The sequence below is a fragment of the Veillonella sp. genome (assembly GCF_019414865.1).
Classification (GTDB): Bacteria; Bacillota; Negativicutes; order Veillonellales; family Veillonellaceae; genus Veillonella.
Window position 1 is genome coordinate 1 of the sequence record NZ_DXLG01000201.1, and the last position, 1785, is coordinate 1785.

Here is a 1785-nt window from a genome sequence, read left to right on the forward strand (position 1 = left end):
TGTTAAAGTTTATTTTCCTGCGTTTACAGGATCATTAGTTAATGGTTGTTCCCCTAGTAAGGTAGTTAGGTTGTGTAAATTGAATCGATACTTACCATTACTAAAGTCTCTTGTTATATCATACCGTTGATTAGGTGCGTGCATAAGACCAATCAATGTGTCATATAGCAAATCATTTGTAAAGTATTGATGTTCGTGTTTAGAGAGTTCTTCTGCTGTTTGAGGATACTCAGCACGATATTGAGGTGATAAATATATCCAGAATGGAATATGAGTCATAACAAAGTCAAATGTATCTGGATTATGAGATTTATCCAGGCTTTCACCATGGTCAGAGAAATACACCATGGCTTGCAAGTTTAATTTTTCCTTACCATAAGTATAAATCTGTTGTAATAACCAGTCTGTATATAATTGGCTATTAGCATATGCTTCTTGGCCATCTGGATATGGACCTTGTTTCCATTTACTAAATTCATGTGGATAACGGTCATTGTAGTAAATATGACTACCCATGATATGAATGACGATGAAGTTATTTTTACTTGGATCAACAGACTGTAATAATGGTAAGAGTGATTCATCATAGCGATCAGAGAAAGCATAGGATTCATGTGACCATTTAGTGGTATCTGCTGTTTTAGCCATTAATGAAATAGCTGTATCATATTCGCCAAATACACCTTGGTTACTAAACCAAGAAGTAGTATATCCTGCTTTTTTAGCAACATCTAAAATATTTGCAGAATCAAGGAACGGTTTATCATCATATTGATTACGTTCAGATAGAGCACGTTCGAGGGTAGGTACTGTTTGTACATACGATGAATATGCGTTATCAAAGAAGACAAAATCTTTATTATCTGCACGCATAGTACCTTGCCATGGCGTATCATCATAAGGGAAGTTTGGATTATATACCTTCATATAATCACGAGAACTAGATTCACCGATGACTAATATGATAGTCCCTGGTGTTTTATTAGCAGAGGTTTCCTTTGTATCCAAATTGAAGGAATCGAATACTAAATGATGGTTATCATTATATTGTTGCATTTGTTTTACATAGTCGCCAGCTGCAATCCAGTTTGCTACAATACATGTTTTCGGGAATAAGAAGAATGGTACGTATACTAAGAATGCTACTATGGATACAATGAGCAATGTGGAGCGCATTGGTCGTGTAGTATTTAAGTTTACTACCGCTTTCATTCCTAGATTAGACCAATAGAGCAGATAGGTCCATATTACAAGGCCAATACCAACAGCGATAAGACCAGGAATACCAGCAGCATTTTTTAAGAAACCAAATGCTTCTTCAGGATTTGTCATGTATACTGCTAGTAAACTAGCTGGCGTTAAACAATGCCATGTAGTTAGATAGTATCCTATTTGTAAGAATGGGATAAGGCTCAATATCATGGTAATAATTGCCATGATTAATGATGTAGTTTTATGGAGACGATTCGTTTGGTTCAGTAAAAATTGAATCCCCGATAACCCCATAAAGATTAATAAGCCAAATAAAAAGTCATTAGCAAATTCATAAAAATATAAAGGTTTTACATAGGACCAGTGGAACAGAAGTGGGAATGTAAGGGCCCAAAGAATACCGACTAAGCCATATCCCAAAAATGGTCTATGAAAAACGGTACATCCCATAAAATATTGAAATAAAAAAGTACCTACAATTGTTGGTACTGCTAAAATCGTTATATCTTCAACATCTAGACCTAGTGTAATAGGTTCATAGATGAAAAATAGAGCTATATATAAAGCAATACC

Annotated in this window: 1 protein-coding gene; it reads right to left on the reverse strand. The window is 34.9% G+C overall.

Annotated elements, in window-relative coordinates; genetic code table 11:
• Window positions 1-9: 9 nt before the first annotated feature.
• Window positions 10-1785: phosphoethanolamine transferase (locus QZ334_RS08240; RefSeq protein ID WP_295233593.1), on the reverse strand; the 1776-nt coding region annotated here is incomplete at its 5' end.